This window comes from Micromonospora sp. NPDC048040, assembly GCF_055587185.1.
The window spans coordinates 176,560-201,760 of the sequence record NZ_JBVJGT010000003.1; the positions used below are offsets into that span (position 1 = coordinate 176,560).

The 25,201-nt window shown below is 76.2% G+C and carries 17 protein-coding genes and 1 pseudogene; 8 read left to right on the forward strand and 10 right to left on the reverse strand.

Annotated elements, in window-relative coordinates; all coding sequences use genetic code 11:
- Positions 1-36 precede the first annotated feature (36 nt).
- A complete protein-coding gene (locus ACZ6O2_RS05375; RefSeq protein ID WP_466022094.1) occupies positions 37-1,608 on the reverse strand; it encodes a leucyl aminopeptidase in 1,572 nt (523 codons plus the stop codon).
- Between the two features lie 161 nt (positions 1,609-1,769).
- Here ACZ6O2_RS05375 and gcvT point away from each other — a divergent pair, with 161 nt between their 5' ends.
- Positions 1,770-2,912, forward strand: coding sequence for a glycine cleavage system aminomethyltransferase GcvT (gene gcvT / locus ACZ6O2_RS05380; protein WP_466022095.1), 1,143 nt, complete (start codon positions 1,770-1,772; stop codon positions 2,910-2,912).
- Positions 2,913-2,997: 85 nt separating this feature from the next.
- On the opposite strand, the gene ACZ6O2_RS05385 is transcribed toward gcvT, so the two are convergent.
- The 4 genes from ACZ6O2_RS05385 to ACZ6O2_RS05400 all read right to left on the reverse strand — a co-directional run bounded on the left by ACZ6O2_RS05385 (position 2,998) and on the right by ACZ6O2_RS05400 (position 9,397).
- Positions 2,998-4,293 (reverse strand): DUF2314 domain-containing protein, encoded by a 1,296-nt coding sequence (locus ACZ6O2_RS05385; protein ID WP_350707900.1) that lies wholly within the window; start codon positions 4,291-4,293, stop codon positions 2,998-3,000.
- Between the two features lie 66 nt (positions 4,294-4,359).
- Complete coding sequence (cobS, locus tag ACZ6O2_RS05390) at positions 4,360-5,133, reverse strand: adenosylcobinamide-GDP ribazoletransferase (RefSeq protein ID WP_466022096.1); 774 nt, start codon at positions 5,131-5,133, stop codon at positions 4,360-4,362.
- Complete coding sequence (locus ACZ6O2_RS05395) at positions 5,123-7,054, reverse strand: bifunctional adenosylcobinamide kinase/adenosylcobinamide-phosphate guanylyltransferase (protein WP_466022097.1); 1,932 nt, start codon at positions 7,052-7,054, stop codon at positions 5,123-5,125. Before ACZ6O2_RS05395 ends, cobS begins: the two co-directional genes overlap by 11 nt.
- 183 nt (positions 7,055-7,237) lie before the next feature.
- On the reverse strand, positions 7,238-9,397 hold the full coding sequence (locus tag ACZ6O2_RS05400; protein WP_466022098.1) for a serine/threonine-protein kinase: 2,160 nt from the start codon (positions 9,395-9,397) through the stop codon (positions 7,238-7,240).
- Positions 9,398-9,539: 142 nt separating this feature from the next.
- Between ACZ6O2_RS05400 and ACZ6O2_RS05405 the strand changes: the two genes are divergently transcribed.
- Both ACZ6O2_RS05405 and ACZ6O2_RS05410 read left to right on the forward strand, forming a co-directional pair.
- Positions 9,540-9,740: a hypothetical protein gene (locus ACZ6O2_RS05405; protein WP_350707905.1), complete on the forward strand. Its 201-nt coding sequence runs from the start codon at positions 9,540-9,542 to the stop codon at positions 9,738-9,740.
- Positions 9,740-10,537: a site-2 protease family protein gene (locus tag ACZ6O2_RS05410; protein ID WP_466022099.1), complete on the forward strand. Its 798-nt coding sequence runs from the start codon at positions 9,740-9,742 to the stop codon at positions 10,535-10,537. The genes ACZ6O2_RS05405 and ACZ6O2_RS05410 overlap by 1 nt, the downstream gene beginning before the upstream one ends.
- 168 nt (positions 10,538-10,705) lie before the next feature.
- On the opposite strand, the gene ACZ6O2_RS05415 is transcribed toward ACZ6O2_RS05410, so the two are convergent.
- Both ACZ6O2_RS05415 and ACZ6O2_RS05420 read right to left on the reverse strand, forming a co-directional pair.
- Positions 10,706-11,704 carry an aldo/keto reductase family protein gene (locus ACZ6O2_RS05415; RefSeq protein WP_350707908.1) on the reverse strand — a complete coding sequence of 333 codons (999 nt, stop codon included), beginning with the start codon at positions 11,702-11,704 and terminating at the stop codon, positions 10,706-10,708.
- A 45-nt stretch (positions 11,705-11,749) separates the two neighbouring features.
- Positions 11,750-13,045, reverse strand: a pseudogene (locus ACZ6O2_RS05420) (WG repeat-containing protein); the annotation flags it as partial.
- A gap of 5,294 nt (positions 13,046-18,339) precedes the next feature.
- Here ACZ6O2_RS05420 and ACZ6O2_RS05425 point away from each other — a divergent pair.
- Genes ACZ6O2_RS05425 through ACZ6O2_RS05435 form a run of 3 tightly spaced genes read left to right on the forward strand, consistent with a single transcriptional unit; the run spans position 18,340 to position 20,985 of the window.
- On the forward strand, positions 18,340-19,191 hold the full coding sequence (locus ACZ6O2_RS05425) for an ABC transporter permease (RefSeq protein ID WP_350707912.1): 852 nt from the start codon (positions 18,340-18,342) through the stop codon (positions 19,189-19,191).
- Positions 19,184-20,026, forward strand: coding sequence for an ABC transporter permease (locus tag ACZ6O2_RS05430; RefSeq protein WP_350707914.1), 843 nt, complete (start codon positions 19,184-19,186; stop codon positions 20,024-20,026). The genes ACZ6O2_RS05425 and ACZ6O2_RS05430 overlap by 8 nt, the downstream gene beginning before the upstream one ends.
- Positions 20,023-20,985, forward strand: coding sequence for an ABC transporter ATP-binding protein (locus ACZ6O2_RS05435; RefSeq protein ID WP_466022100.1), 963 nt, complete (start codon positions 20,023-20,025; stop codon positions 20,983-20,985). The genes ACZ6O2_RS05430 and ACZ6O2_RS05435 overlap by 4 nt, the downstream gene beginning before the upstream one ends.
- Positions 20,986-21,083: 98 nt before the next feature.
- Here the strand turns inward: ACZ6O2_RS05435 and ACZ6O2_RS05440 are convergent, their stop codons facing one another.
- Positions 21,084-21,644, reverse strand: coding sequence for a helix-turn-helix domain-containing protein (locus ACZ6O2_RS05440; RefSeq protein WP_466022101.1), 561 nt, complete (start codon positions 21,642-21,644; stop codon positions 21,084-21,086).
- A gap of 66 nt (positions 21,645-21,710) precedes the next feature.
- On the opposite strand from ACZ6O2_RS05440, the gene ACZ6O2_RS05445 reads away from it, so the two are divergent.
- Positions 21,711-22,598 carry an AzlC family ABC transporter permease gene (locus ACZ6O2_RS05445; RefSeq protein ID WP_466022102.1) on the forward strand — a complete coding sequence of 296 codons (888 nt, stop codon included), beginning with the start codon at positions 21,711-21,713 and terminating at the stop codon, positions 22,596-22,598.
- Positions 22,592-22,900, forward strand: a complete 309-nt coding sequence (locus tag ACZ6O2_RS05450; RefSeq protein ID WP_350707921.1) for an AzlD domain-containing protein — start codon at positions 22,592-22,594, stop codon at positions 22,898-22,900. Before ACZ6O2_RS05445 ends, ACZ6O2_RS05450 begins: the two co-directional genes overlap by 7 nt.
- A 69-nt stretch (positions 22,901-22,969) precedes the next feature.
- Here ACZ6O2_RS05450 and ACZ6O2_RS05455 read toward each other — a convergent pair whose 3' ends face one another.
- Both ACZ6O2_RS05455 and murA read right to left on the reverse strand, forming a co-directional pair.
- Positions 22,970-23,578 (reverse strand): DUF3043 domain-containing protein, encoded by a 609-nt coding sequence (locus tag ACZ6O2_RS05455; RefSeq protein ID WP_350707923.1) that lies wholly within the window; start codon positions 23,576-23,578, stop codon positions 22,970-22,972.
- 73 nt (positions 23,579-23,651) lie between these two features.
- On the reverse strand, positions 23,652-25,007 hold the full coding sequence (gene murA, locus ACZ6O2_RS05460) for a UDP-N-acetylglucosamine 1-carboxyvinyltransferase (RefSeq protein ID WP_350707925.1): 1,356 nt from the start codon (positions 25,005-25,007) through the stop codon (positions 23,652-23,654).
- Between the last annotated feature and the right edge of the window lie 194 nt (positions 25,008-25,201).

Sequence of the window (25,201 nt, forward strand, 5' to 3'; positions counted from 1 at the left end):
GCCCCTCGTCACGAGGGGCCCCTCCTTACATACACCTCAGCCGTTGGCGGCGACGTCCTCGACGAGCTGGACGAGCGTGCGGACCGGGACGCCGGTGCCGCCCTTGGTCCAGTAGCCGGTCGGCTCGCCCGAGTGGTAGCCCGGCCCGGCGATGTCGATGTGCGCCCAGGCCACGTCCTCGGTGACGAACTCGCGCAGGAACACCCCGCCCTGGAGCATGTGACCGGCCCGGTCCATGCCGGCGTTGACCTGCGAGATGTCGGCCACGTCGGAGTCCATGCCCTTGCGCACGTCGTCCGGCAGCGGCATCGGCCAGGCCGGCTCGCCGACGGCGTCGCCGGCGACCCTGACCCGCTCGCACAGCTCCGGGCTGCCCATCACACCGGCGATCTTCTTGCCCAGCGCGATGACCTGCCCGCCGGTCAGGGTGGAGGTCTCGAAGAGGTAGTCGCAGCCGTCCTCGCAGGCCCGCGACATGGCGTCGGCCAGGATCATCCGGCCCTCGGCGTCGGTGTTGAGCACCTCGACCTTCTTGCCGTTGTACATGCTGATCACGTCACCCGGCCGGTACGACCGCCCGGACGGCATGTTCTCCGCCATCGGCAGGTACGCGGTCACCGCCACCGACGGCTTGAGCGCGGCGATCGCCAGCATGGTGGCGCCGACCGCGGCGGCGCCCGCCATGTCGGACTTCATCTCCCACATGCCCTGCGCCGGCTTGATCGAGATGCCGCCGGTGTCGAAGGTGATGCCCTTGCCGACCAGCGCGACCCGCTTGCCGTTGCCGCCGCCGGCCGGCGTGTAGCTCAGCTTCACCAGGCGCGGCGGGGCCTCCGAGCCCTGCCCGACGGCGATGATGCCGCCGTAGCCGCCGGCGGCCAGCGCGGCCTCGTCGAGGACCTCGACCTCGAGGCCGGCCTCGCGGGCGGCGTCCGCCACCGAGTCGGCGAAGGACGGCGGGCGCAGCTCGTTGGGGGCGGTGTTGACCCAGTCCCGGCTGCGCCGGACCGCGCCGCCGACCGCCTGGGCGCGGGCGATCTCGGCCTGGGCGCCGGCGTCACCGGCGTCCGGGACGGCCACCAGCACCTCGGCCACCGGCTCCCGCCGGGCCGGCTGCGGCCGGGTCTTGTAGCCGGCGAACCGGTACCCGCCGAGCAGCGCCCCCTCCGCCACGGCCCGCAGCGCGGCCGGCGCGTCGGCGTCGTCCGGCAGCGGCAGGGCCAGCGCCACCCGCGGCGCGCCGGCGAGCGCCCGGACGGCCGCGCCGGCCGCCCGGCGCAGGGTCTCCGGGGCCGGGGCGGCGCCGGTCGGCTCCGGGCCGAGCCCGACCGCCGCGACCACCGGGGCCGTCACGGTGCCCAGCGTGGCCAGCTTGATCACCTCGCCGGGGCCGCCGGTCGCGCCCAACAGGGCCAGCGTCTCGGTCAGCTTGCCGTCGAAGGCGGCGGCGATGCTCTCCGCGCCGCTGGCCAGCAGCAGGGTCCCGGCGGGGCCGCTGGTGGCGTCCTGCTCTCCGGTCTGGCTGTGCACGCCGATCACGATCGCGTCGACGGCAAGCTCGGCGGGGTCGGTGTCGACCAGGCTCAGGGTGGTGCTGGGCGATGTCACTGAAGCTACTCCGGGCGGGCCGGGCCGGTCGCGTCGTGGCGTACCGGCGATGAAGGTCTCCGGCGGAACGTACCCGTCGGAGGTCGGGGCTGTCCCGCCGACGGCTCCGGCGGGTCCCGCCGATGCTAACCAGCCGTTCAGACCCCGGTAAGTTCCCACCCATGACCGACGTGACCTCCGACGCCGCCGCGACCCGGCTGCGCCGTTCCCCCCTGCACGAGCGGCACACCGCTGCGGGCGCCAAGTTCGCCCCGTTCGGCGGCTGGGAGATGCCGCTGGAGTACGCCGGAGGCGGCGTGCTCAAGGAGCACACCGCGGTGCGGGACGGGGTCGGCGTCTTCGACGTCTCCCACCTCGGCAAGGCGCGGGTGACCGGGCCGGGCGCGGCGGAGTTCGTCAACGCCTGCCTGAGCAACGACCTCCGCCGCATCGGGCCGGGCCAGGCGCAGTACACGCTGTGCTGCGACGACGCCACCGGCGGCGTGGTGGACGACATCATCGCCTACCTGCACGCCGACGACCACGTCTTCCTCATCCCGAACGCGGCGAACACCGCCGAGGTGGTGCGCCGGCTCCGCGCCGCCGCGCCCGCGTCGGTCACGGTCACCGACGAGCACGAGGCGTACGCCGTCCTCGCCGTGCAGGGGCCGCGCTCGGCGGAGCTGCTCGGCGCGCTGGGCCTGCCGACCGACCACGGCTACATGAGCTTCTCCACCGCGACCCTGGACGTGGCGTCCGGGCCGGTCGAGCTGACCGTGTGCCGCACCGGCTACACCGGCGAGCTGGGCTTCGAGCTGGTGGCGCCGGCGGAGCACGCCGTCGCGGTCTGGGACGCGCTCTTCGCCGCCGGGGAGCCCTTCGAGCTGCGCGCCTGCGGGCTGGCCGCCCGGGACACCCTGCGCACCGAGATGGGGTACCCGCTGCACGGGCAGGACCTGTCGCCGGAGATCACCCCGGTGCAGGCCCGCTCCGGCTGGGCGGTCGGCTGGGACAAGGCGGCCTTCTGGGGCCGCGACGCGCTGCTCGCCGAGAAGGCCGCCGGCCCGAGGCGTACGCTGCGCGGCCTGGCGGCCGTCGACCGGGCGATCCCGCGCCCCGGCATGGCGGTGTTCGTCGGCGACGGGCAGGTCGGCACGATCACCAGCGGCACGTTCTCCCCGACGAAGAAGCAGGGCATCGCCCTGGCGCTGCTGGACACCGCCGCGAACCTCGCCGACGGCGACCTGGTGGAGGTCGACATCCGCGGTCGCCGCGCCCAGATGCGCGTCACCCGCCCCCCGTTCGTCACCCCCTCGGTGAAGTGACCGCGACCTGTTGATCATGAAGTTGCTGCCGCCGGGCCGGTGTGTCCCGGCGGCAACTTCATGATCAACGGGAGGCCTGGCGTGGTCAGACCGGGGGCGGGGGGCGCTCGCCGGCGTCCAGGACGGCCTGGGTCCAGCCGCCCTCGATGACGCCGGTGCCGTCGAGCACCGCCCAGTCGACCACGTCCGCCGCCTCCACCACGACGGGGGAGCCGATGCGCACGGTGGGGTCGGTGTTGGCGTCGCTGGCGCTCGCGCCGACGATCCGTTCCGCCGCGTCCCACGACGTCACCCCGGCCCAGACGTACTCCGGGCCGTCGTCGCCCGGCAGCCCGTACTTCACCACGAGCTGCGTCTCCGGCGGGAGCTGGCCGGCGAGGAACCGGGCCCGGACGGCGCCCAGCCCGGCGCGCGCGGTGGCGATCGCCCTGCTCATCGCGTCGCCCGGGCGGGCGTAGCGCACGTCTGGCTGGATGCCGGCGAAGAGGGTCGCGCAGGCGGCGGCGTAGTAGCGGCCGTCCGGCCCCGGGTGCCCGGGCGGCGGACGCAGGCTGAGGAACGAGTCGGCGTCCGGGTCGGTGGCCGGATCCAGCTCCAGCCGCAGCAGCACCGGCGCCGTCGCCCCGTGCTGCTCCGGATTGCCGTACGCCACCGCGATGTCGTGCCCCGTCACCGTGGCCAGCACCGGCAGTTGCACGAACGCGGGCACCTCCTCGCCGGAGAGCCCGTCGGTCCAGTCCCGCAGCAGCCGCCGCGCCGCGCCGGTCATCACCGCGCCCCACGCCCGGGTCAGGTGGTCCGGCACGCCCTGGGTCTGCAGCTCCAGCAGCCCGAAGCGACGCAGCCCCTTCGTGGTGAACCAGAGGCCCTCGGCGTCCGAGGAGTAGGGCACCAGCACCCAGTCGACCAGCCGGATGCGCCCCTGCTCGTCGGGCAGCGAGCGCAGCGCCGTCGCCGGGTCGAGGAACTGCAGGCCGAAGACGTCCACCACGTCGCCGTCAACGGTTTCGGCGACGGCCGCTGCCACCGCCCGCGCCGCCCACTCGTGGGCCGGCGGCCAGCCGGGGCGGTACTCGGCCTGCACCACCACCAGGTGGCTCGCGGCGGCCAGCCGGGCCAGCTGCGCCTCCGTGGCGCCGAACGCGGTGAGCAGGTCCGGCGGCAGCGCGGGGAACTCGCCGATCGGGCGGGTGTCCACGGTCATCAGCGGGCTGTCCAGCATCTGCCGGGCCAGCCCGTGCACCGGCTCGGCCAGCCGGCCGCTGAGCCGCTGCACGGCCGTCTTCGTGCTCACCTTCGGCAGCCCCGTCATGGGCACCAGATAGGTCGCGCTCAGCGACTCCGGGACCGGTACGGGCAGGAAGTCGTCCGTGATGAGCATGTCGTCCCCCGGATGGCCGCGCCGGTGCTGTCGTGGGAGAACGCTACCCGCCGCAGCGTGCCCCGTTCAGCCGGACAGCACCAGTCCCAGGTAGACCAGCGTGGTGACCACCTCCACGGTCGCGCCGAGCACGTCGCCCGTGACGCCGCCGAGCCGGCGTACCACGTGCCGCAGCAGCCCCACCGCGACGGCGAGGGCGGCGGCGACGGCGAGCGGCCCCTGCCACGGGCGGCCCGGCACGGCCGCGAGGGCCGGCAGCGCGACGGCGACCGTCCCGCTCACCAGCGCGACGGGCCCGACGGTACCGGCGACCAGCGCGCCGAGCCCCTCAGGGCGGGCCGCCGGCACCCCGCGCCGGCAGGCCACCGCCACCCCGAGCCGGCCCGCGGCGGTCGCCGCCACCACCGCCGCGAGCGCCGCCGGCCACGACCGGCCGGCCAGCTCCGCGAGGGCCGCCGTCTGCACCAGGAGCACGACCACCAGCGCGACCACCCCGAACGGGCCCACGTCCGGCTTCTTCATGATCTCCAGCGCGGCCGCCCCCCGCCGGTACGACCCCAGGGCGTCCACGGTGTCGGCCAGCCCGTCCAGGTGCAGCCCGCGGGTCAGCAGCGCGCCGGCGCCGACGGTCACGGCCGCCGCGACCAGCGGGGGCACGAGCGCGCCCGGGAGCAGCAGGATCGCGGCCAGGACGGCGCCGAGCAGCGCGCCGACCACCGGGGCGAGGGCCATCGCCGTCCCCGCCACCGGCCGGTCGATGCGCCCGGCGCGCACCGGCAGGGTGGTGAAGGTGGTCAGCGCCAGCCGCGCCCCGTCGGCGAGCCGCGACTCAGCCGGCACGCCGGCCGGACGGGTCCACCGGCTCCGTCTCCGGCTCCGTGCTGGTCGGCCCGGGGCCGGCCGGCTCCGGCTCGCGGAAGTCGGGCTCGTCGGTGTCGACACCGGGCTCCCGCTCGCCGTCCCCGTCGTCGTCGCCGTCCTCCCCGCCGCCGGGCGACGGGCGGGCCGGCAGCGCGGCGGCCAGCGCCAGCACCGATCGCAGCAGCGGCAGCGCGGCCAGCGCGTTGGCGCCCTCGCCGAGATCGAGGTGCACGTCGAGCAGCGGGGTCAGGCCCAGCACGTCGGCGGCGAGCCGGACGGCGGGATCCCCGCGGTGGTCGGCCAGCAGGCACCAGTGCCGGGCCTGCCCGGCCAGGTCGCGGCTGACCATGGCGGCGGCCACGCCGACCGGCCCGTCGAGCATGACCGGCAGCCGGCGGGCGGTCGCGCCGAGCAGGACGCCGGTGGCCACGGCGACGTCCCCGCCGCCCAGCTCGGCCAGCACGTCCTTGGCGCCGCGCGGCGAGCGCCGGGTCCGGTGCAGCGCGTCCCGCACGGCGGCGCACCGCCGCATCCAGGCCGCGTCGTCGATCTCGCCCGAGCCGGTGACCACGCGGCCGAGCACCGCGGGCGTCTCGGCGCCGGCCGTCGCGGCCAGCACCGCCGCCGCGGCGGCCTCGGTGCCGGCGCCGCACGCCCCCAGCACCAGCAGGTGTACGCCCGCGTCGGCGGCCTCCTCGGCGAGCCGCCAGCCCTCCCGCAGGGCCGCCTCGACCTGCTCGCCGGTCAGCGCCGGCTCGTCCTCCATCGGTGCCGATGCGGGGGTCTCCACGACCTGGACGTCGGCGCCGCTCTCGGCGGCCAGCCGGGCCAGCACCCCCCTGCCGGCGCGGGCCTGCCGGGCCCGGCGCGCCGACTCGCCGTCCACGCTGCCGGCGGCGGCGCCGCCGAGGTGGTCGCCGTGCAGCAGCAGCACCCGTACGGAGCCCCACGGGGCCGGCGTGGCGGTGCCCTGGGTGGCGGCGGCGAACCCGACCACCCGCTCCAGGGCGCCCAGCCCCGCCCCGGGCACGTCCAGCGTGGCGAGCCGCTCGATCGCCTGCGGGCCGGCGTGCTCGTCGGGCATGGGCAGTTCCATCCCGGGCTGGATGACCAGGCCGGTGGCGACCACCGGCAGCGCCATGGTCGGTGCGGCCCAGGCGGTGCCGTCGGGCTCGGCCGACGCGGGGGCGGGCACCCCCGCAGCGGGCTCCGCGGCGCCCACCGGCCCGCCCGCCGCGCCAGTGGCGGTCGGCTCGGTCGTCGCGCCGGTGATGGTCGTGGCGGCGGCCGGCGCACCCGTCGCGGTGAGCGGGGCCGGGCCGGCCTGGGCCGGCACGACGCCCGGCTGCGGGGCGCCGGGCTTCAGCCAGGCCGCCTGCCCGGCGACCACCAGCACGACCGCGTCGCAGGCGTCGGCGACCGCCCGGTTGGCCGCGCCGAGCGCGTCGGTGAACGCCCGGCCGAGCGGGGTGGTCGGCACCAGCGAGAGCCCGACCTCGGGGCTGACCAGCACCAGCCGGGCCGCGCAGCCGCGTACCGCCGCCGCCAGTTCGGCGACGGTGGCGGTGTCGTCGGCCGGTTGGTGGGCCGGGTCGAGCAGCACCGTCACCCAGCCGCCGAGGTCGTCGACGAGCAGCGTCTCGTTCGGGCCGGCGGCGGCGATCACGTCCGCCAGGCGGCGCGGGTCGTCCGCGGTCTCCTCGGTGGTCCAGGTCTCCGGTCGGCGGGCGCGGTGCGCCGCCAGCCGGGCCGCCCACTCCGCGTCGTCGGCGGGCGCGTCGGCGGCGGTGGCCACGTAGCGGACCGTCGGCGCCTCGGCGACCAGGGACTCGGCGAACTCCGACTTCCCGGACCGGATGCCGCCGAGCACCAGGACCGTGTTCCACCCGTCAACCGACATGCCCGTACTTTAGAGCCAGCCCCCGGGGCGTGGCCCCCGGAGGTGCGAGGAGCCGGCGGCCCCGGCGGGCGAGCGGCCGGCGGCGCCCCGGCCGGCGGCCGGCGGGCCCGGCCGGCGCCGGGCGGGCGGGTGCGGTCAGCCGCCGCGGGCCCGCCCACGGCGGGTGAGGCGCCGCGGGCCCGCTCAGCCGCAGTGCTCGAAGCCGCTGCCGTAGCTGGCCCCGCCGGTCGACCCGCCCCACTTCACGCAGACCCCGGCGGCCTTCGCCCGCACCGGCCCGGCGTAGTAGGAGAACGACCCGCTGTCGGTGCTGCGTTCCCGCCCCTGCACCTCCAGCCACGCCGAGGCGGACGTGGCCGTGCCCACCGCCGACTCCTTCATCGTCACCACACAGTTGGTGCCGGTGCCCGCGTGGTAGAGCAGGTAGACCCGGCCCTTGCGGGCGCCCGAGGCGGTCAGCGAGGCCGAGTCGATCACCTTGTACCCGCTGCCGCACGCCTCGACCGGCGTGTACGGGTTCGGCTTCGCCGACTGGCTGGTCGTCGGGGCGGAGCTGGGCCGCCCCGACGGGGTGACGGTCGGCTCGCCGCCGGTGGTGGGGGCCGAGGAGTGGTCGGGCGTCGACGAGGGCGCCCCGGACGACGGGGCCGCCGACCGGGTGACGCCCGACGACGGCTCGACCTGGAACTGCCCCGTGCCGTCGCCGCCCTCCGGCTCCGAAGTCCCCGCCGCCACGGACTTGCCGGTCAGCGTCGTTGGCGTGTCCCCACCGGCCGGGTCCCCGCCGGAGAAGAGGGCCGTCGCCCCCACCACCCCGGCCAGCACCACGAACACGGTGGCCGCCGCGCCGACCAGCGCGGCCCTGCGCCGCCGCGACGGCCGCGCTTCGACCGGGTCCTCCCGGGTCGGCGGCAGCCCGCCCCACGTGTCGCCTCCGGCCGCCGGATGACCCGGGCGCCCGAACGGGGCCGCCCCGGCCGGCGGGGCGCTCACGTGCCCGAGCGGTCCGGCTCCGGCCGGCGGGGCACTGGCCTGGCCGAACGGTCCGGCCCCGAACGGCAGCGGGCCGGCGGGCGGGAACGGCGGGTGGCCGGGAGGCGGCGTACCGCCGGGGGTGCCAGGCACCGGCACGGGCGGCGCCGGCGGGGGCCCGGCGAAGGCGGGCGGTAGCGGCGCGCCGGAGCCGGTCTCCGCAGCCGGCGCGACCGGCCGGTGCCCGGCTGGAGCGGGCGGCAGCGCGCCGAACGGGTCGATGGGGGGTATGCGGCCCGCGTCGGCCCCGGCGGTGGGCGGCGCGGGCGCGGCGGGGGCGCCCGGCCCGGCGTGACGCCAGGAGTTGCCGCCCGGGCCGGTCCCCGCGCCGGGAAGGGCCGTGCCGCCCGGGCCGGTTCCCGCGCCGGGGAGAGAGCTGCCGCCCGGGTCGGTGCCCCCGCCGGGCAGGGACGCGAGCGCGGCGGGAGCCGGCCCGGCGACGGCCCACGGCGGGCGGGCGGTGGCCGGGACGACGGCCAGCGTCGCGTCCCGCGCCTCGGCCGCCGCGTCGGCGAGCGCCGCCGCGTCCGGGTACCGGTCGCCGGGGCGCTTGGCCATCGCCCGCTCCACCAGCGCGACCACCGGCGGCGGGGTGCCGGGCGGCAGCGGCGGCGGCTCCTCCTGGACGTGGCGCAACGCCACCTGGAGCGGGTTGTCGCCGTCGAACGGCGGCTGCCCCGCCAGGCAGACGTACGCCACCGCGCCGAGCGCGTAGATGTCCGTCGCCGGGGAGACCGGCTGGTTCGCGGCCTGCTCGGGGGACATGTACGAGGCGGTGCCGAGCATCACGTTGGCGGCGGTGATGCCCGCCGTGGTGCCCGAGCGGGCGATGCCGAAGTCCACCAGCACCACCCGGCCGTCGGACTTCACCAGCAGGTTGCCGGGCTTCACGTCCCGGTGCACGATGCCGGCGAGATGGGCCGTGTGCAGCGCGTCGGCGGCCTGCGCCACCACGGACATCGTGGACGCCGGGTCGAGCCGCCCCGCCCGCCGCAGCCAGGAGCTCAGCGGCTGGCTGTCGACGTACTCCATCACCAGGTAGTCGGCCTGGCTGCCGTCGGCGAGGGTGGACCGGCCGACGTCGTGCACGGCGACCACGCCCGGGTGACGCAGCGCCGCCAGCATTCGGGCCTCGGCCCGGAACCGGGCGGTGAACTCGGGATCGGCGGTCAGCGCCGGGAGCAGCACCTTCACCGCGACCTCGCGCTCCAGCATGACGTCGGTGCACCGCCAGACCGCGCCCATGCCGCCGGTCGCCACCCGTTCGCCCAGCCGGTACCGCTCGCTCAGCACCACTCCTTGAGTCAGCACCGGGCCACGGTACCGGCACGTCTCCGCCGGGTGATCAGCCCGTCGGAGCCCCGGCCGCGGAGCGTCGCGCCCGTACGGGCGCGGCCGACTACGCTGGCGGGGGTTCGTCCCACGGGACATCAGCGGCGAGGGGAGACGCGGCATGGCGTGGAGCTGGCGGTACGAGGGCACGAACGGCGAGTCGGTCGAGGGGCCGGCGGAGTCGTTCGGCAGTCAGGCGGACGCCGAATCCTGGATCGGCCAGACCTGGCGCGAGCTCGCGGCGTCCGGCGTCACCTCGGTCGCGCTCGTCGAGGACGACCGGGTGGAATACCGGATGAGCCTGCTGCCCCCGGCGGAGTGATGGTCGGCGACCGCCCGGGGGGCGAGCCGCTGGTGCTCGGCGTGCCCCGGGCGGCGTTCCGGCCCAGCCCGGTCTTCCTCGCCCTGGTCGCGCTCTTCGCCACGAGCGGCGTGCTGACCTGGCACGGGTTCGGCAACGTGCGGCTCGACGTGTTCCTCTTCGTCGTGTCCGGCTGGTTGGTGTCGCTCTGCCTGCACGAGTACGCCCACGCGATCGTCGCGTTCCGGGCCGGCGACCGCAGCGTGGCCCACCGGGGCTACCTGACGCTGAACCCGCTGAAGTACAGCCACCCGCTGCTGTCGATCGGGCTGCCGGTGCTGGTGGTGCTGCTCGGCGGCATCGGCCTGCCCGGCGGGGCGGTCTGGGTGGACCGGCACGCCATCCCGGGGCGGCTGCGGCACACGCTGGTCAGCCTCGCGGGCCCGGCCACCAACGTGCTGTTCACGCTGGTGCTGGTGGCCGCCGTACGCCTCGGCGCGGCCGGCGGCGGCCCGGTCGAGTTCTGGGCGGGCGTGGCGCTGCTGGCGTTCCTCCAGCTCACCGCGAGCGTGCTCAACCTGCTCCCGGTGCCCGGCCTCGACGGCGGCAACATGATCCAGCCGTGGCTGAACGCGCAGTGGCGCAAGATGTACGACCTGTTCGCCCCGTTCGGCTTCATCCTGCTGTTCGCGCTGCTGTGGAACCCGCGGATCAGCGGCTGGTTCTTCGGGGCGGTCTTCGCCGTGGGCGACGTCCTCGGCCTGCCGCCGTGGCTCTACGCGCTCGGCCTGGACCTGATCCGCTTCTGGCAGAGCTGACCGGCGCGTCGCACCCGGCCCGCCGTCGCCCCGGCCCGTTCGTCGGCCCGCCGTCGCCCCGGCCTGTTCGTCGGCCCGCCGTCGCCCGGCCGAGCCCGTTCGTCGGCCCGGCGCTGCCCTGCCCGGCCCGGCCGGTCCCCTCCGTGGGGGCCGGCCGGGCCGGGGGTGTCACGGACGCTCGGCGGGGGACTCGGTCCGGGCCGGGTCGCGCTCGACGATCGGGTCGATGATCTCGTCGATCGCCTTGAGCAGGCCGGCGTCGAGCTGCACGCCGGCGGCCTTGACGTTGTCGTGTACCTGCTCGGGGCGGGACGCGCCGACGATCGCCGAGGAGACGTTCGGGTTCTGCAGCACCCAGGCGATGGCGAGCTGCGCCATGCTCAGGCCCGCCTGCTCGGCCAGCGGCTTGAGCCGCTGCACCCGCGTCAGCACGTCGTCGGTCATGAACTTGGCGATGAAGCCCGCGCCCGACTTCTCGTCGGTGGCGCGGGAGCCGGCCGGCGGCGGCTGACCCGGCAGGTACTTGCCGGAGAGCACGCCCTGCGCGATCGGCGACCACACGATCTGCCCGACGCCCAGCTCCTCGCTGGTGGGGACGACCTCGGACTCGATGACCCGCCAGAGCATCGAGTACTGCGGCTGGTTGGAGACCAGCGGGATGCGCAGCTCCCGGGCGAGCTGGTGGGCCTCGCGGATCTGCGACGCCTTCCACTCCGAGACGCCGATGTAGAGCGCCTTGCCGGAGTGCACGACGTCGGCGAACGCCTCCATCGTCTCCTCCAGTGGGGTGCTGTAGTCGTACCGGTGGGCCTGGTAGAGGTCCACGTAGTCGGTGCGGAGCCGGCGCAGCGAGCCGTCGATCGACTCCATGATGTGCTTGCGGGACAGGCCCCGGTCGTTGCGGCCCGGCCCCGTGGGCCAGAACACCTTGGTGAAGATCTCCAGCCCCTCGCGCCGCTCGTTCTCCAGCGCGCGGCCCAGCACGTCCTCGGCGCGGGTGCCCGCGTACACGTCGGCCGTATCGAAGGTGGTGATGCCGGCGTCCAGGGCGGCCCGGACGCAGGCGAACGCCGCGTCCTCCTCGACCTGCGAGCCGTGGGTGATCCAGTTGCCGTACGAGATCTCGCTGACCATCAGGCCGGAACGGCCCAGGTGACGGAATTCCATGCTCACGACCCTACTCCCGCCGATCATGACCGGCGGAGACGCGGCTCAGAGCACCGGGTGGGTGTCGACGAGCAGCCGCTCGATCTCGGCGACGACCTCGTCGCGGTCGCGGTGCACCGGCTCGATCAGCGGCTCGCCCCGCCGGTCGAGCGCGCCCCAGTGCCCGGTGCCGTCGTCGACCAGGAACGCGACGGGGTGGATGACCAGCGCCGGATGGGCGGGCGGGACCAGCACCTTCCCGGTGCGGTCCACCACGCCCCGCCGGCCGGCCACGTCCACCACGGCCAGCCCCTCGTCGGTGAAACCGTCGACGTACCGGCCGTCGGCCAGCACCGTGGCGAACCCGTGGTACCGGGTGGGCACCACGATGCGGCCGTTGCGGTCGACCGCCCCCCAGCCCTCCCGGCGGACCACCGCCACGCCGTGGTGGAACGGGCGTACGTCCGCGAAGCCGTGCGGCACGACCACCTCGCCGACGGCGTCGATCGCCACCCATCCGGAGGCGCCGTCCGACACCCAGGCCAGCCCGTCGCTGAACGGGCGGACCACCGGGTAGGACGGCCCGAGCACGGTGGCGCCGGCGAGGTCGACCAGCGACCACCGCTCCGTCTCCGGCCGCCGCACCCAGGCCAGCCCCTCGCGGAACGCCTGCGCCTCGGCGTACTCGGCCGCGATGGCCATGTCGCCGTCCGGGTCGGCGAAACCCCACAGGTCGCCGTCGCGCGCCGGCACCGGGGGCCGGTCACGCTCCAGCACCTCGTCCCGACTCCGGGGGTACGGCCCGAAGCCCGTCTCCGCCACCCGCTGGGCCACCGAGTCCAGACTGAGCCGGATCCGCGCCTGGAGTTCGGGGTCCCCGTCGCCGCGCAGGTCGAGAGCCCGCTCGAAGTGGTGGCACGCCTCCATCAACCGGCCCTGGTCGTAGCACGACCGCCCCGCGTGCTCGTGCAGCGCCGCGCGCAGCCGGTCGGGCAGTTCCGTCGAATTGGCCTCGGCGAAGAGCCGGTCGGCCTCCACGAACTCGCCCCGCCAGCGCAGCACGTGCGCCAGCCGTGCCTGCGCGACCGCCGTACGCCGCAACTCCCCGGTCGCCTCCGCGTACGTGAGCGCGAGCCGACCGTCGGCGAGCGCGTCGTCCAGTTCGCCGAGCAGCCGCGAGACCACCGCCCGCAAACTCAGCAGCCGGGCGCGCGACCGGTTGTCCACGGCGGCGCCCAGCTTCTCGGTGAGCCGTCGGCGGATCGTCCGGAACTCCTCCGGCGCCTCCACCACCTCGCGCAGGGTCTCCGGGTCGAGCCGCCAGCGGTAGGCCGCCAGCACCTGCTCCGGGTCGCCCTGCGCGGCACTCGTCCGGTCGACGTCCCGCGATTCCGGGCCGCGCTGCTCGGGGCTGCGTTGTTCTGGGCTGCGCTGTTCCTGGGCGCGTTCGTGCCGTTCACCGGCAGTCGGCGGACCCTGCCCGACCGGCGTCGCTACGGCCGGCGCGGACGCTGCGGAAGCCGGCTGTGCCGACGGCGCCGAGACGGGCGGCGCCGACACCGGCTGCCCGGGCGCTGCCGAGACGGGCGGTGTCGGGGCGGGCGCTGCCGAGATGGGCGGTGTCGGGGCGGGCGCTGCCGAGATGGGCGGTGTCGGGGCGGGAGCTGCCGAGATGGGCGGTGTCGGGGCGGGCGGTGCCGGGACGGCGACAGCCGGTGCCAGCGGTTCGGCTTGTGCAGCTGGCGGCACCGAGACGGGTGATTCGGGCTCGGTGACGGCCGGCGTCAGCGGTCCGGCTTGTGCTGGCGCTACCGGATCGGGCGGTACCGGCTCGGTGGCGGAAGGAGCCAGCGGTTCGGCAACGGTCGGCGCGGGTGACGCTGGCACCGGTTGCGCCGGCGGTGTGGGCGCTGGCATCGGTTGCGCCGGCGGCGCGGAGACAGGCGGCGCGGCTGACTCGGAGACGGGCAGCGCGGATGCCGGTTGCGCCGGTGACATGGGAAGGGGCGATGCCGGCGGCGCGTCGGCAGGCGGTGCTGGCGGCGCGGGTACCCCCTGTCCCGGCAGCGCGACCTCGGGGACGCCTGGTGACGCTGCCGGTGTTTCGGAGGGTGGCGTGGTGACCGGCTGAGCCGGCATCGGCGTGCTGCCGGTGGTTGCGGCGGCGGGTCGGGTCGGCGGGGCCGATACGGGCGCGACGGGCGGAGTGGGCAGGGCCTGTGCCAACGGCGCGGTGACTGGTGCGCCGGCCGGCGCGGCAACGGACGCGGAACCGTCCTCCTGGTGGTCTTCGGGCACCGGGGTGTGCCCTCCGGGTGGCGCGGGCAAGGGCCCGTCCACCGGCAGGGCGGGGAAGGCCGCCGGAGCCGGCAAGACACCCCCGGCCGCCGTATCCGCGAGGGGCGGCACGGGTGCGGCCTGTGTCGGGGGCGCGAGGGGCGGCACGGGTGCGGCCTGTGTCGGGGTCGCGAGGGGCGGCACGGAAGCAGCCTGTGCTGGGGTCGCAGCGGGCGGCGTGGACACGGGCCGCGCCGTGGGCGAGGCAGTGGGCCCCGCCGGGGGCGCGGACACGGGCCGGGCGGATGGCCCGGGAATCGGCGTGGCCGAGGCCGGCACCGCAGCCGATGGAACGGCGTCGGGCGCGCTGCTCACAGCCGCCGTTCCAGGGACGAAGTCGCTCGGGGACGCGTCGACCGGTCGCGCGGGAGGAACCGTTCCGGTTGCGCCGCTCAGCGGTGCGGTTGCCCGCACTGCCGTATCCGGCGGCGTCGCGGACGCTGAGCGCGGATCGGTCGCGTCGAGTGGAACGCTATGGATGTCAAAACCCTTCGGTGACAGCCATGGTGTTCCACCGGTGGGCCCAGCCGTGGTCGCGGCGGGGGTGCGCAGGGGGGCAACGCCCGTTGCGGACGGCGGGGCAGAAGCGCCCGGGGCAGGCGCCGACACGGTCTGTGCCAGGTTCTCGGGCCTGGACTGGCCGGTCTGAAGGCCGTCAAGCGTGACCGGGGCAGGAGCGGCGTGCTCCCGTGGCACCGGATCCGACGCGGCAGGCGGTGTCGACCCCGGCGGGGCCGGGGGTGCTGATTCCGTCTGGGTTGGCGGTGTCGACTCCGACGGGGCCGGGGGTGCCGAGCCCGTCTGGGTTGGCGGTGTCGACTCTGGCGGGGCCGGGGACACGACCTCCGTCCGGGCGGGCGGCGCCGACTCCGGCCCGGCGGGTGATGCCGACACGTGCGGGGCAGGAGGCATGGAGACAGGGCGGGGGACAGGTGGTCCGGAGACAGGGCGTGCCGGTGCGGAGGCGAGGTGGGGATCGGCCGGCTCCGACCGTGTGGCGGCCGAGTGACTCGGGGGAGCCGGGTCGCCCGCCGCAGGGGTCGTCGGGGCGGGCGCCGTGGGCGGCACGGATACCGCTCCGGCAGGCGGACCGGAGACAGGCGGCGTAGCCGGCGGCGAGGACCCGGGCGAGGTGACCGACGGGGCGGCCGTCGACGAGGTCCCCGGCGAGGCCGGTGCGGGTGTCACCGGATCGGTCCCAGCCGCCCCGTCGAGGTGGTCGTGGATGGGCTCGGGCGATGGGAGGTCGTCCTGGACGGGCTTCGGGGCCGCCGCGTCGACCGGGGGTGTCGACATGGCGTTGGGGGAAGCGTCGGCCGGGGCAGTGGGGCGGGGGTTGTCCGCATCCGCGGGACGGGCGTCGTCCGTCTCTGCGGAAGGCGTCATGGGCTTGGAGGGCCGGAACCAGGCGTCCGCGCCGCTCGGCGCGGCCGGCTGTGGTCGGGGCGGGGCCGCCGGTGCCGGCGGATCGCTCGGTGGCGGCGGAACGTACACCCTGGGCGTGCCCGCTGCGAGCGGCATCGCGGCCGCTGGCGTCTCCGACGGAACCGCTGGCGTGGTCGCCGCACCCCTGTCCTCGGAAGCGGGGCGCGGACCGGCCGGGTGGGCGTTCGCCGGACGGTCGGCCGGTGGCGTGGTGGCCGGTGGGCCGATCACGGGCTCGGCGCCGCGAAGTTCGGTACCGAGGCCCTGCTGCGGTGTGGGCGAGTACGGGTGAGGCGGCGGGACCGGCTCGGGGCGCGCCGGGGCCGGGCCGGAGGACCCGGTGCTGGACGTGGCCCCCGGTGCCGGCAGGAACTCCAGCCGCAGTCGGGCGGCGGGCGGCGCCGGGACCGGCGTGACGTCGTCCTCGGGAGCAGGTCGCGGCACATGGCCGGTCGACTGGAACTGCTCCTCGACGGGCAGCGGGGGCCGAGAGCCAGCAGCCGGTGGCTCGCCGAGCGGACCCCCCGGCGACACCGGCCGGCTGGCGGGCGGGCCTGCCGGGGAGATCGGTCGGCTGGTGGTCGGGCCCGCGGGTGACACCGGCCGGCTGGTGACCGGAGCTGCGGGTGGCACGGGGCGGCCGGCGGTCGGGCCTGCTGGCGGTACCGCGTCACCCCTTGCCGGGCCTGCTGGCGACACCGGGCTTGCCGGCGACACCCGGGCTGCCGGCGACACCGGGCGGGCGGTGGCCGGACCGGCCGGTGACGGCGGGCCGGTGGGGGGACCCGCAGCGGGGACCGGGCGCGGGACGGGACCAGCGGGCGACACGGGCAGGTCGCGGGACGGCGCGACCGGGCCGGTTCGGTCCGTGGGCGGCATGTCGCGGGACGGCGCGGGGGAGACCGGCCGGCCAGGGTCCGCAAGCTCGTCACGCGGGGTCAGGAAGCCCCGAGGGCCGGAGCCGGGCGGTACCGAGGCGGGCGGGCCGGCGGCAGGCGGCACCGAGATCGGCGGGCCGGAAATCGGCGGGCCGGAGACCGGCGGGCCGGAGACCGGCGGGCCGGAGACCGGCGGACCGGAGACCGGCGGTACCGAGACCGGCGCGCCGGACACCGGGCGGTCGCCGCCAGCGGGAACCCGCGACGGCGGGTACGGGCGCGGTTCGTCGTACCGGGGCCGGGCCGGTGGGGCGGCGGCCTCGTACGGGCCCCCGTGGTGGTGGGGACGCTCGGCCGGCTCGGCCGGCCGCCGGTGTTCGGGGCGGGGTGCGGTGTGGCGTGTGTCCCGGTCGACACCGGGCTGCGCCGGGCCGGACGACGGCCAGGGCAACCCGTCCTGCTGCGGGTGCCCCCGCTGCTCCCGGTACGCGTCAGGCCGGTACGCCTCCGGCCGGGCGGCCTCGCGCGGACGCCGGTCCGGGTACGCCTCGGCGCGTGCCGCCGCCTCGCGTGCCTGCCACCGCCCGTCCGGCTCCGGCTGGCGCCGTTCCCCGTCACGGTACGGCTGCCCGCTCGCGACCCGGTCGGGGCGCTGCCACCCGTCGGCGGGTACGCCCGGCTCGCGGCCCCGTCCGCCCGGGGCGCGTTCCTCCCGCCCGTCGGAGCGCCGTTCCCACTGCCCCGACGCGGCGTGCTCCCACGGCCCGTCGCCGGCGTGCTCCCGCCGCTCGTCCGAGGAACCGCCCAACCGCGCGTCTGGGGAACGGTCCCGCGGCGCGTTCGAGGGGCGGTGTTCGGTGGGGGCATCCCACTGGTACCGGGGCCGGCGGGCCCCGTCGCCCGTCCAGCGGTCGTCGTCGGTCTCCGGCCGGCGGTCCTGCCCTGGTCCGACTCGCGGATCGTGGCCGTGCTCGGAACGGCCGTCGTGGTCGCGTCGCGTCCGGTCGTCGTGGTCGCGCTCGGAGCGGTTGTCGTGGCCGCGCTGTGTCCGGTCGTCGTGACCGCGTTCGCTCCGGTCGTCGTGACCGGGTTCCGGCCGGCGGTCGTGGCCCGGGCCCGGCCGGCGGTCGTGACCTGGCTCCGGCCCCCGGTCGTAGCCCGGTTCCGGCCGCTGGTACGCCGGCGACCGGCGCGGGTCCTCGCCCGGCTCGGGCAGCCAGCCCGGCTCCGAGTGGCCGGCGGGCGAGACGGGGCGGTCCCGTCCGGCCGGCTCGTGCCGTGGCGGGCGGGCGTCGTAGCGGTCGTGGCCGGCGTGGTCGCGCGGCCGGGGGGAGTCGACCGGCCGGCCCGCGCCGGAGCGGCCGGGCCCGTCGAAGCCGCCCCGGGCGTTGCGGTGCGGCGGCTCCTGCCGGTGCGGCGGCTGCCGGTCGTCCGGCCAGGTCGGCTCCGCGTGTGGCCGGCGGTACGGCTCGTCGTCGCGCCGCCGCCCGCCGGGGCCGCCAAGGGGGCCGCTCCAGCTTTCCTGCCGGCCGGTCCAGCCGTCGGGGTCGTCGTCCCAGGACCGGCCGAGGTAGGTCCCGTCGGGTCGGGTCGGCGCGAGCGGGGGCACCTCGGCGCGGCCGACGGCGGCCGCCCGGCCCCGGGGCGCGGGCGGGGCGTGCTGGATGCCGATGTCGCCGGGGTAGCGCTGGCCCGGGAACTGGGGGTGCCACTCGTTGGTCGGTTCGACCATCCAGGACGGTTCGCCGGTGTCGTGCCACCGGTCGGCGTAGCGGCTCATCGTGGCGACCTGTCGCCACAGCGGGTGAGCGGAACGGCCGTAACGCGCCGTCGGTGAACGGGCGCGCCGGGGTGGCCGGCTCGCGTCCGCTCGCTCACGGCGGCGCCCCGGTGGCCGGCTCGCGTCCGCTCGCTCACGGCGATGTCACCTCGTTGCAAATTGTCGCGCTGGGCGCCCCACGTGCCGGTAGAGTCGCCCGTCCCGGCATGGCGTGGCTGCGGAAGGAGGGTAGCGGCGTGGGCTCGCTCACCGCCACTGTGGCACTGCCCACCGCCCCAAACGTTATCCTATGGTTCCGGACATTTAGGGCTATAACCGGATCAGGCTTCCGACGTTACGCCACGTATCGGCAGGCGACCGTGGCGGGCGTCGTCACCAACACGGTCTTCGGCTTCCTGCGCTGCTACGTCCTCCTCGCCGCGGCCGGTGCCGCCGGCACGGTGGCCGGGTACGACCGGACCCAGCTCGCCAGTTTCGTCTGGGTCGGTCAGGGCCTGCTCGCCGTCGTCCTGCTCTGGGGGTGGACGGACCTGGCGGACCGGATCCGCACCGGCGACGTCGCCAGCGACCTGCTCCGGCCGGTGCACCCGGTGACCAGCCACCTCGCCACCGACCTGGGCCGCGCCGGCCACGCCGCCCTGGTCCGGCTGCTCCCGCCGGTGCTGGTCGGGCCGCTCTTCTTCGAGGTGTACGTGCCCCGGCGCTGGTCCACCCTGCCACTCTTCGCGCTCTCCGCCGTCGCCGCCGTGGTGCTCTGCTTCGGCTGCCGGTTCCTGGTCAACGCGACCGCGTACTGGTTGCAGGACGTCCGGGGGCCGATGATCCTCTGGACCCTCGCCTCGGGGGTGCTCGCCGGGCTCTACTTCCCGCTGCGATTCCTGCCGGAGGGGCTCCAGCACGTCCTCTGGCTGGGCACGCCCTTCCCGAGCCTGCTCCAGACCCCGCTCGACGTGCTCGTCGAGCGGGACCCGACCGGCACCCAGGTCGGGCTGGTCGGCCTCCAGCTCGCCTGGGCGGTGCTGGTCCTGGCCGCCTGCCGGCTCGTGCAGCGCCGCGCCGAACGCCGCCTGGTGGTGCAGGGTGGCTGACGGGGCCCTGGCGCCGACCGTCCGGCGCCGCGGCGGCGGGGCGCTGGCCGCGTACCGGGCGCTGCTGGGGGCGCAGGCGCGGTCGCAGACGGCGTACCGGACCTCGTTCGTGGTCGACGTGCTCGGCAACGTCGGGTCCACCGTCTTCGACGTGCTGACCGTGCTGGTGATCTTCGGCGTCACGCGGGAACTGGGCGGCTTCACGCTCCGCGAGACGCTGGTGATCGTCGGCCTCTCGACCTGCGCGTTCGCCACCGCCGACCTGCTGGTGGGCAACATCGAGCGACTGCCCCGCTACGTGCGCACGGGGCTGTTCGACGCCGTGCTGGTCCGCCCGCTCGGCGCGCTGCCGCAGCTGCTGCTCATGGACCTGCCGCTGCGCAAGGTGTCCCGGGCGGTCTTCGGGCTCGCCGTGCTGGTCGTCGCGGTCGGCTCGGCCGGCGTCGAGTGGACCCCGGCGCGGGCGCTGCTGGTGGTCCTCGCCCCGCTGGCCGGCGTGGTCTTCTTCGGGGCGGTCTTCGTCGCCACCGCCACCGTCTCCTTCTGGTGGGTCGACTCGGGCGAGCTGGCCAATTCGGTCACCTACGGCGGCCGGGACTTCACCTCGTACCCGGTCACCGTGTTCGGTGGGTGGTTCCGCGCCGTGTTCGCGTACGGCCTGGGCTTCGCCTTCGTCAGCTACCACCCGGCGCTGGCGCTGCTCGGCCGCGCCGACCCGCTCGGCCTGCCGGCCTGGGTCGGCTGGGCCGCGCCGGCCGTCGCGCTGGTCGCCGCCGCCGGGGCCGCGGCGGCCTGGCGCACCGGCGTCCGCCACTACCGGAGTACGGGGTCGTGAGCGACGACGTCATCGTGGCCGACGGGCTGCGCAAGGAGTTCACGGTCCGGGTGCGGGCCGGCCGGCTGCGCCGGGAGAAGCGTCGGGTCACCGCCGTGGACGGGGTCGACCTGCGGGTGCCCCGGGGCGAGATGCTCGGCTACATCGGGCCCAACGGCGCGGGCAAGTCCACCACGCTCAAGATGCTCACCGGGGTGCTGACGCCCTCCGCCGGCGAGGTACGCGTCTGCGGCCTGCGCCCGGTCGCCCAGCGCACCCGGCTCGCGCTGCGCATCGGCGTCGTCTTCGGCCAGCGCTCGCAGCTCTGGTGGGACCTGCCGCTGCGGGAGTCGTTCGCCTTGCTGCGGCACGTCTACCGGGTGCCGGCCGCCGCGCACGCCGCCCGGCTGCGCCGCTGCCGGAGCCTGCTCGACCTGGACGCCTTCCTGGACACCCCGGTCCGGCAGTTGTCCCTGGGGCAGCGGATGCGCGGCGAGCTGACGGCCGCCCTGCTGCACGGCCCCGAGGTGCTCTTCCTCGACGAGCCGACGATCGGCCTGGACGTGGTGAGCAAGCAGGCGGTCCGTGGCTTTCTCGGCGAGCTGGGCCGGGCCGGGGACACCACGCTGGTGCTCACCACCCACGACCTGGCCGACATCGAGCGGCTCTGCCGTCGCCTGGTGGTGGTCGACCACGGCCGGGTGGTGCACGACGGGTCGATCGCCGCGTTGCACGAGCGGTACGGCTCCCGTCGGCTGCTCGTCGCCGACCTGGAGGCTCCGCTGCCCGAGCCGCCGGCGCTGCCCGGCGCGCCGCTGCACCGGGTGGAGGCCGACGGGCACCGGTTGACCTTCGCGCTGGAGTCGGCGGGTGTGGCCGAGGTGGTGGCCGCCCTGGCCGCCCGGGGCTCGCTGCGGGACGTCTCGATCGTCGAGCCGGACATCGAGGACGTGGTGGCCCGGCTCTACCGGGGTGGCTGAGCCCCTCCGCGCGGTGGAGACTGCCTCCGGGTGAGCGGAGCCCGATGCCGGGGAGCCCGCGGCCGCTCCTGCCGCGGGAGGCGAGGCGGGCCGGGCGGTCAGGGGTGTTCCATCACCAGGACGGCGAAGGTGCCGGGGGCCAGCGCCTCGTAGCGGTGCGGCACGTCACCGGGGAAGGTCACGTAGTCGCCCGGACCGAGCTCCACCAGGTCGCCCTCCGGCCCGACGCGCAGCCGCCCGGCGCCCACCACGATGTGCTCGACGCTGCGTGGGGTGTGCGACTCGGCGGTGCGCACCGTCCCGGGCTCCAGCTCGAGCAGGTAGACGTCGCGGCGGATGTGGGCCGTGCCGGCGGCGAGCAGCGTCGCGGTGAGGTCGGCGTGCTCGGAGCGGATCCGGGGGCCGTCGCCGGCCCGCACGACCCGGACGGCGGCCGCCGGCGGCTCGACCAGCCGGCTGAACGGCACGCCGAGCGCCACCCCAAGCGCCCAGAGGGTCTCCACGCTGGGGTTCCCGACCCCGGATTCCAGCTGGGAGAGGGTGGACTTGGCGATGCCGGCCCGGCGGGCGAGCTCGGTGAGCGAGATGCCGACGCGGTCGCGCTCGCGGCGGAGCGCGACGGCGATGGTGGCCAGCGGGGGAGTCGGGTCGGCGGACATTGTTCGCTCCAATGTTCCGTCTGTTCGGTTTGACGAACAGATGCGGCGCGTTCATCATGATGGACCATGCGTACGGTACAGCGAACGGTCGAGGGCGCGGCAGTCCGCGACGTCGCCGCCATCGGGGCGGCGATGGTCGCGGTCGGCGCCTCGTTCGGCGCGGTGGCGGTGGCCGCCGGCCTGCCGGGCTGGGCGGCCGTCGTCATGTCCGTGCTGGTCTACGCCGGCGGCGCGCAGTTCATGGCGGTCGGGCTGGTGGCCACCGGGAGTCCGCTCGCGGCGGTCCTCGCCGGCCTGCTGCTCAACGCGCGGCACCTGCCGTTCGGGCTGGCGCTGGCCGACAGCATCGGCCGCCCGCTGTGGCGCCGGCTGCTCGGCAGCCACCTGATGACCGACGAGGCGACCGCCTTCGCGCTGGCCCGCCCCGCCGGGAACGCGCGCCGGCGGGCGTTCTGGCTCGCCGGCACCCTGCTCTTCCTGGCCTGGAACGTGGGGACCGTGCTCGGGGTGCTCGCCGGCGGCGTGGTCGGCGACCCCGCCGCGTTCGGCCTGGACGCGGCGTTCCCGGCCGGACTGATCGCGCTGCTGCTGCCGGCGCTGCGCGACCGCGACACCCGGCGGGTGGCGCTGGCCGGCGCGGTGCTGGCGGTGCTGGCCACCCCGCTGCTGCCGGCCGGGCTGCCGGTGCTGCTGGCGCTCGCCGGCCCGGCCGTGCTGGCCGTCGCCGCCGTACGCCGTGGTCGGCGGGCCGCGAACGCGAGCGGCAGCGCCACGCCGAACGCGCCGGTCGTGGGCGGCAGCCGGACGCCGAACGCGCCGGTCGCGGGCGGCGGAACGGTCCCGGGGGCCGCCGTCGAGCCGCCGGGCGGGGTGGGGGAGCCGGTGCGGGCGGGGGAGCGGACACCGCGGGGCGGGTCCGTGCGGGTCGGCCGGGCGGGGGAGGGGCCGTGCTGATCGCCGTGATCGTGGCGCTGGCCGCCGGGACGTACGGCTTCCGGGTCGCCGGGGTGCTGCTGCGCGACCGGCTCGACCTGCCGGAGTGGTCCCGGCGGCTGCTGCCGGTCGGCGCCGCCGCCCTGCTGGCCGCGCTGGGCGCCACCGCCGCGCTGACCGAGGCCGGCCGGTTCGCCGGCTGGGCCCGGCCGCTGGGCGTGCTGGTCGGCGTGCTGCTGGCCTGGCGGCGGGCGCCGTTCGTGCTGGTGGTGCTTGCCGCCGCCGGCACCACCGCGCTGCTCCGCCTGCTCGGCGTGCCGTAGGCCCTACCCGGTCCGCTGACGACGAACGGCCCCTCGCCGCGGTGCGGGAGGGGCCGTCGGTGCGGCGGGTCAGACCGGGTCGCCGATGTTGACCCGGGGCTCGGGCGCGCGCATCCGGCGGAAGGTGATCGACCGCATGATGGCGTAGAGGTAGAGCGAGCCCATCCGCTGCCCGGTGTTCGGGAAGCGCTCCCGGACCAGCTTGCGGATCTTGCGGGAGATCAGGAACGAGTCGACCACCACACCTAGCGCGAGCGCGCCCCAGAGGATGTTGGAGACCAGGCGGACGATCGGGGGCATCGCCGCGTTCGAGCCGATCAGCACGATCAGCGCGCCGCCGAAGAACCAGGTGCCGACCGTACGCCGGGAGTCGACCACGTTGCGGGCCAGCAGCCGCTCGGGGCCGCGGTCACGGGGCCCACCCTCGCGGCGGAACTCCGCCGCCGACTCCGCGCGCAGTTGGCGCCGGCGCTCCCGCGCCTCCTCCTTGGTCAGCGGCTTGGTGGCCGCGGCCGGTCGGCGGCCGGCGCTGGGCCGCTTCGGCGTGACCTTGCCCAGCTCCTTCTTGCTCGGGGTGTAGCCCCGGGGCTGGGCGGTCGAGGACTCCTCGTCGGGCGTCACCGGGGTGACGGCCTCGTCGACGAGGTCGGTGGACTTGCGGCGAAACAGCGACGGCACGCGGAAAGGGTAGCCAAACGACGGCGCCCGGTGCACATCGCGGTGCACCGGGCGCGGTCGGGAGTGGTCGACGTTACGGACGCTCGACGTGCGCGCCGAGGTCGGCGAGCTTCGCCTCGAAGTCCTCGTAGCCCCGGTTGATCAGGTCGACGCCGTAGACCCGGGAGGTGCCCTCGGCCGCCAGCGCGGCGATCAGGTGGCTGAAACCGGCCCGCAGGTCAGGGATGACCAGGTCGGCGGCGTGCAGCTTGCTCGGCCCCGCGATCACCGCGGAGTGCTTGAAGTTGCGCCGGCCGAAGCGGCACGGGGTGCCGCCCAGGCAGTCCCGGTAGACCTGGATGTTCGCGCCCATCGAGTTGAGCGCCTCGGTGTAGCCCAGTCGCTGCTCGTAGACCGTCTCGTGGACGATGGACAGGCCCCGGGCCTGGGTGAGCGCCACCACCAGGGGCTGCTGCCAGTCGGTCATGAAGCCCGGGTGCACGTCGGTCTCCAGGGCCACCGACTTCAGCTCGCCGCCCGGGTGCCAGAACCGGATGCCGCCCTCCTGGCCAGGGTCGCCCAGCTTCGGCGGCCGGGCGTCGGTGACCTCGTACTCGCCGCCGACCGAGCGGAAGATGTTCAGGAACGTCATCATGTCGGCCTGCTGCGCGCCGAGGACCTCGACGTGACCGCGGGTCGCCAGCGCCGCCGCGGCCCAGCTCGCCGCCTCGATCCGGTCCGGGATCGGCCGGTGCGTGTAGCCGTGCAGCTTCGGCACACCCTGGATCTCGATCACCCGGTCGGTGTGCACCTTGATGATCGCGCCCATCTTCTGCAGGACGCAGATCAGGTCGATGATCTCCGGCTCCACCGCCGCGTTGCGCAGCTCGGTGACGCCCTCGGCCATCACCGCCGTCAGCAGCACCTGCTCGGTCGCCCCGACGCTCGGGTACGGCAGCGAGAACTTGGTGCCGTGCAGCCCGTTCGGCGCCGACAGGTGCAGGCCCTCCGGGGTCTTCTCGACCGTCGCCCCGAACTCGCGCAGCGCCTGGAGGTGGAAGTCGATCGGGCGCGGCCCGATGTGGCAGCCGCCCAGGTCCGGGATGAAGGCGTGGCCGAGGCGGTGCAGCAGCGGCCCGCAGAACAGGATCGGGATCCGGCTGGAGCCCGCGTGCACGTTGATCTGGTCCGTGCTCGCGCTCTCCACGTTCGCGGGGTCGAAGACGAGCTCGCCGTCCTCCTCGCCGTCGCTGACCTTCACGCCGTGCAGGCCGAGCAGGCCCCGGACGACCTCGACGTCACGGATCTTCGGCACGTCGAACAGTCGGCTCGGGCTGTCGCCCAGCAGTGCGGCGACCATCGCCTTCGAGACCAGGTTCTTCGCGCCGCGCACGCGGATCCGCCCTTCCAGCGGAGTGCCTCCGTGTACGACCAGGACGTCGTCGGTCAACGCAACCTCCAGCGCGTCGGTGCTGCCGTGTTGATGGTGGGCTCGCGAGGTCTTCGCTACCCGGAATGCGGTCATGTCGAAACGGCCGCGTGCGTCGTCGCCCCGGCAGCATAGCCCTCCGTGACGTAAATGGACCCGGTCAGATCGCCCCTGAGGGCACTAATCGGTGATCGGGCCCATTTCCGTACCAGTGG

Coding starts and splice junctions, on each gene's coding strand:
- ACZ6O2_RS05445 (WP_466022102.1), top strand. CDS start 21,711: ATGCGTACGGTACAGCGAACGGTCGAGGGCGCGGCAGTCCGCGACGTC.
- ACZ6O2_RS05385 (WP_350707900.1), bottom strand. CDS start 4,293: ATGCTCATCACGGACGACTTCCTGCCCGTACCGGTCCCGGAGTCGCTG.
- ACZ6O2_RS05410 (WP_466022099.1), top strand. CDS start 9,740: ATGGTCGGCGACCGCCCGGGGGGCGAGCCGCTGGTGCTCGGCGTGCCC.
- ACZ6O2_RS05405 (WP_350707905.1), top strand. CDS start 9,540: ATGGCGTGGAGCTGGCGGTACGAGGGCACGAACGGCGAGTCGGTCGAG.
- gcvT (WP_466022095.1), top strand. CDS start 1,770: ATGACCGACGTGACCTCCGACGCCGCCGCGACCCGGCTGCGCCGTTCC.
- ACZ6O2_RS05415 (WP_350707908.1), bottom strand. CDS start 11,704: ATGGAATTCCGTCACCTGGGCCGTTCCGGCCTGATGGTCAGCGAGATC.
- ACZ6O2_RS05440 (WP_466022101.1), bottom strand. CDS start 21,644: ATGTCCGCCGACCCGACTCCCCCGCTGGCCACCATCGCCGTCGCGCTC.
- ACZ6O2_RS05395 (WP_466022097.1), bottom strand. CDS start 7,054: ATGTCGGTTGACGGGTGGAACACGGTCCTGGTGCTCGGCGGCATCCGG.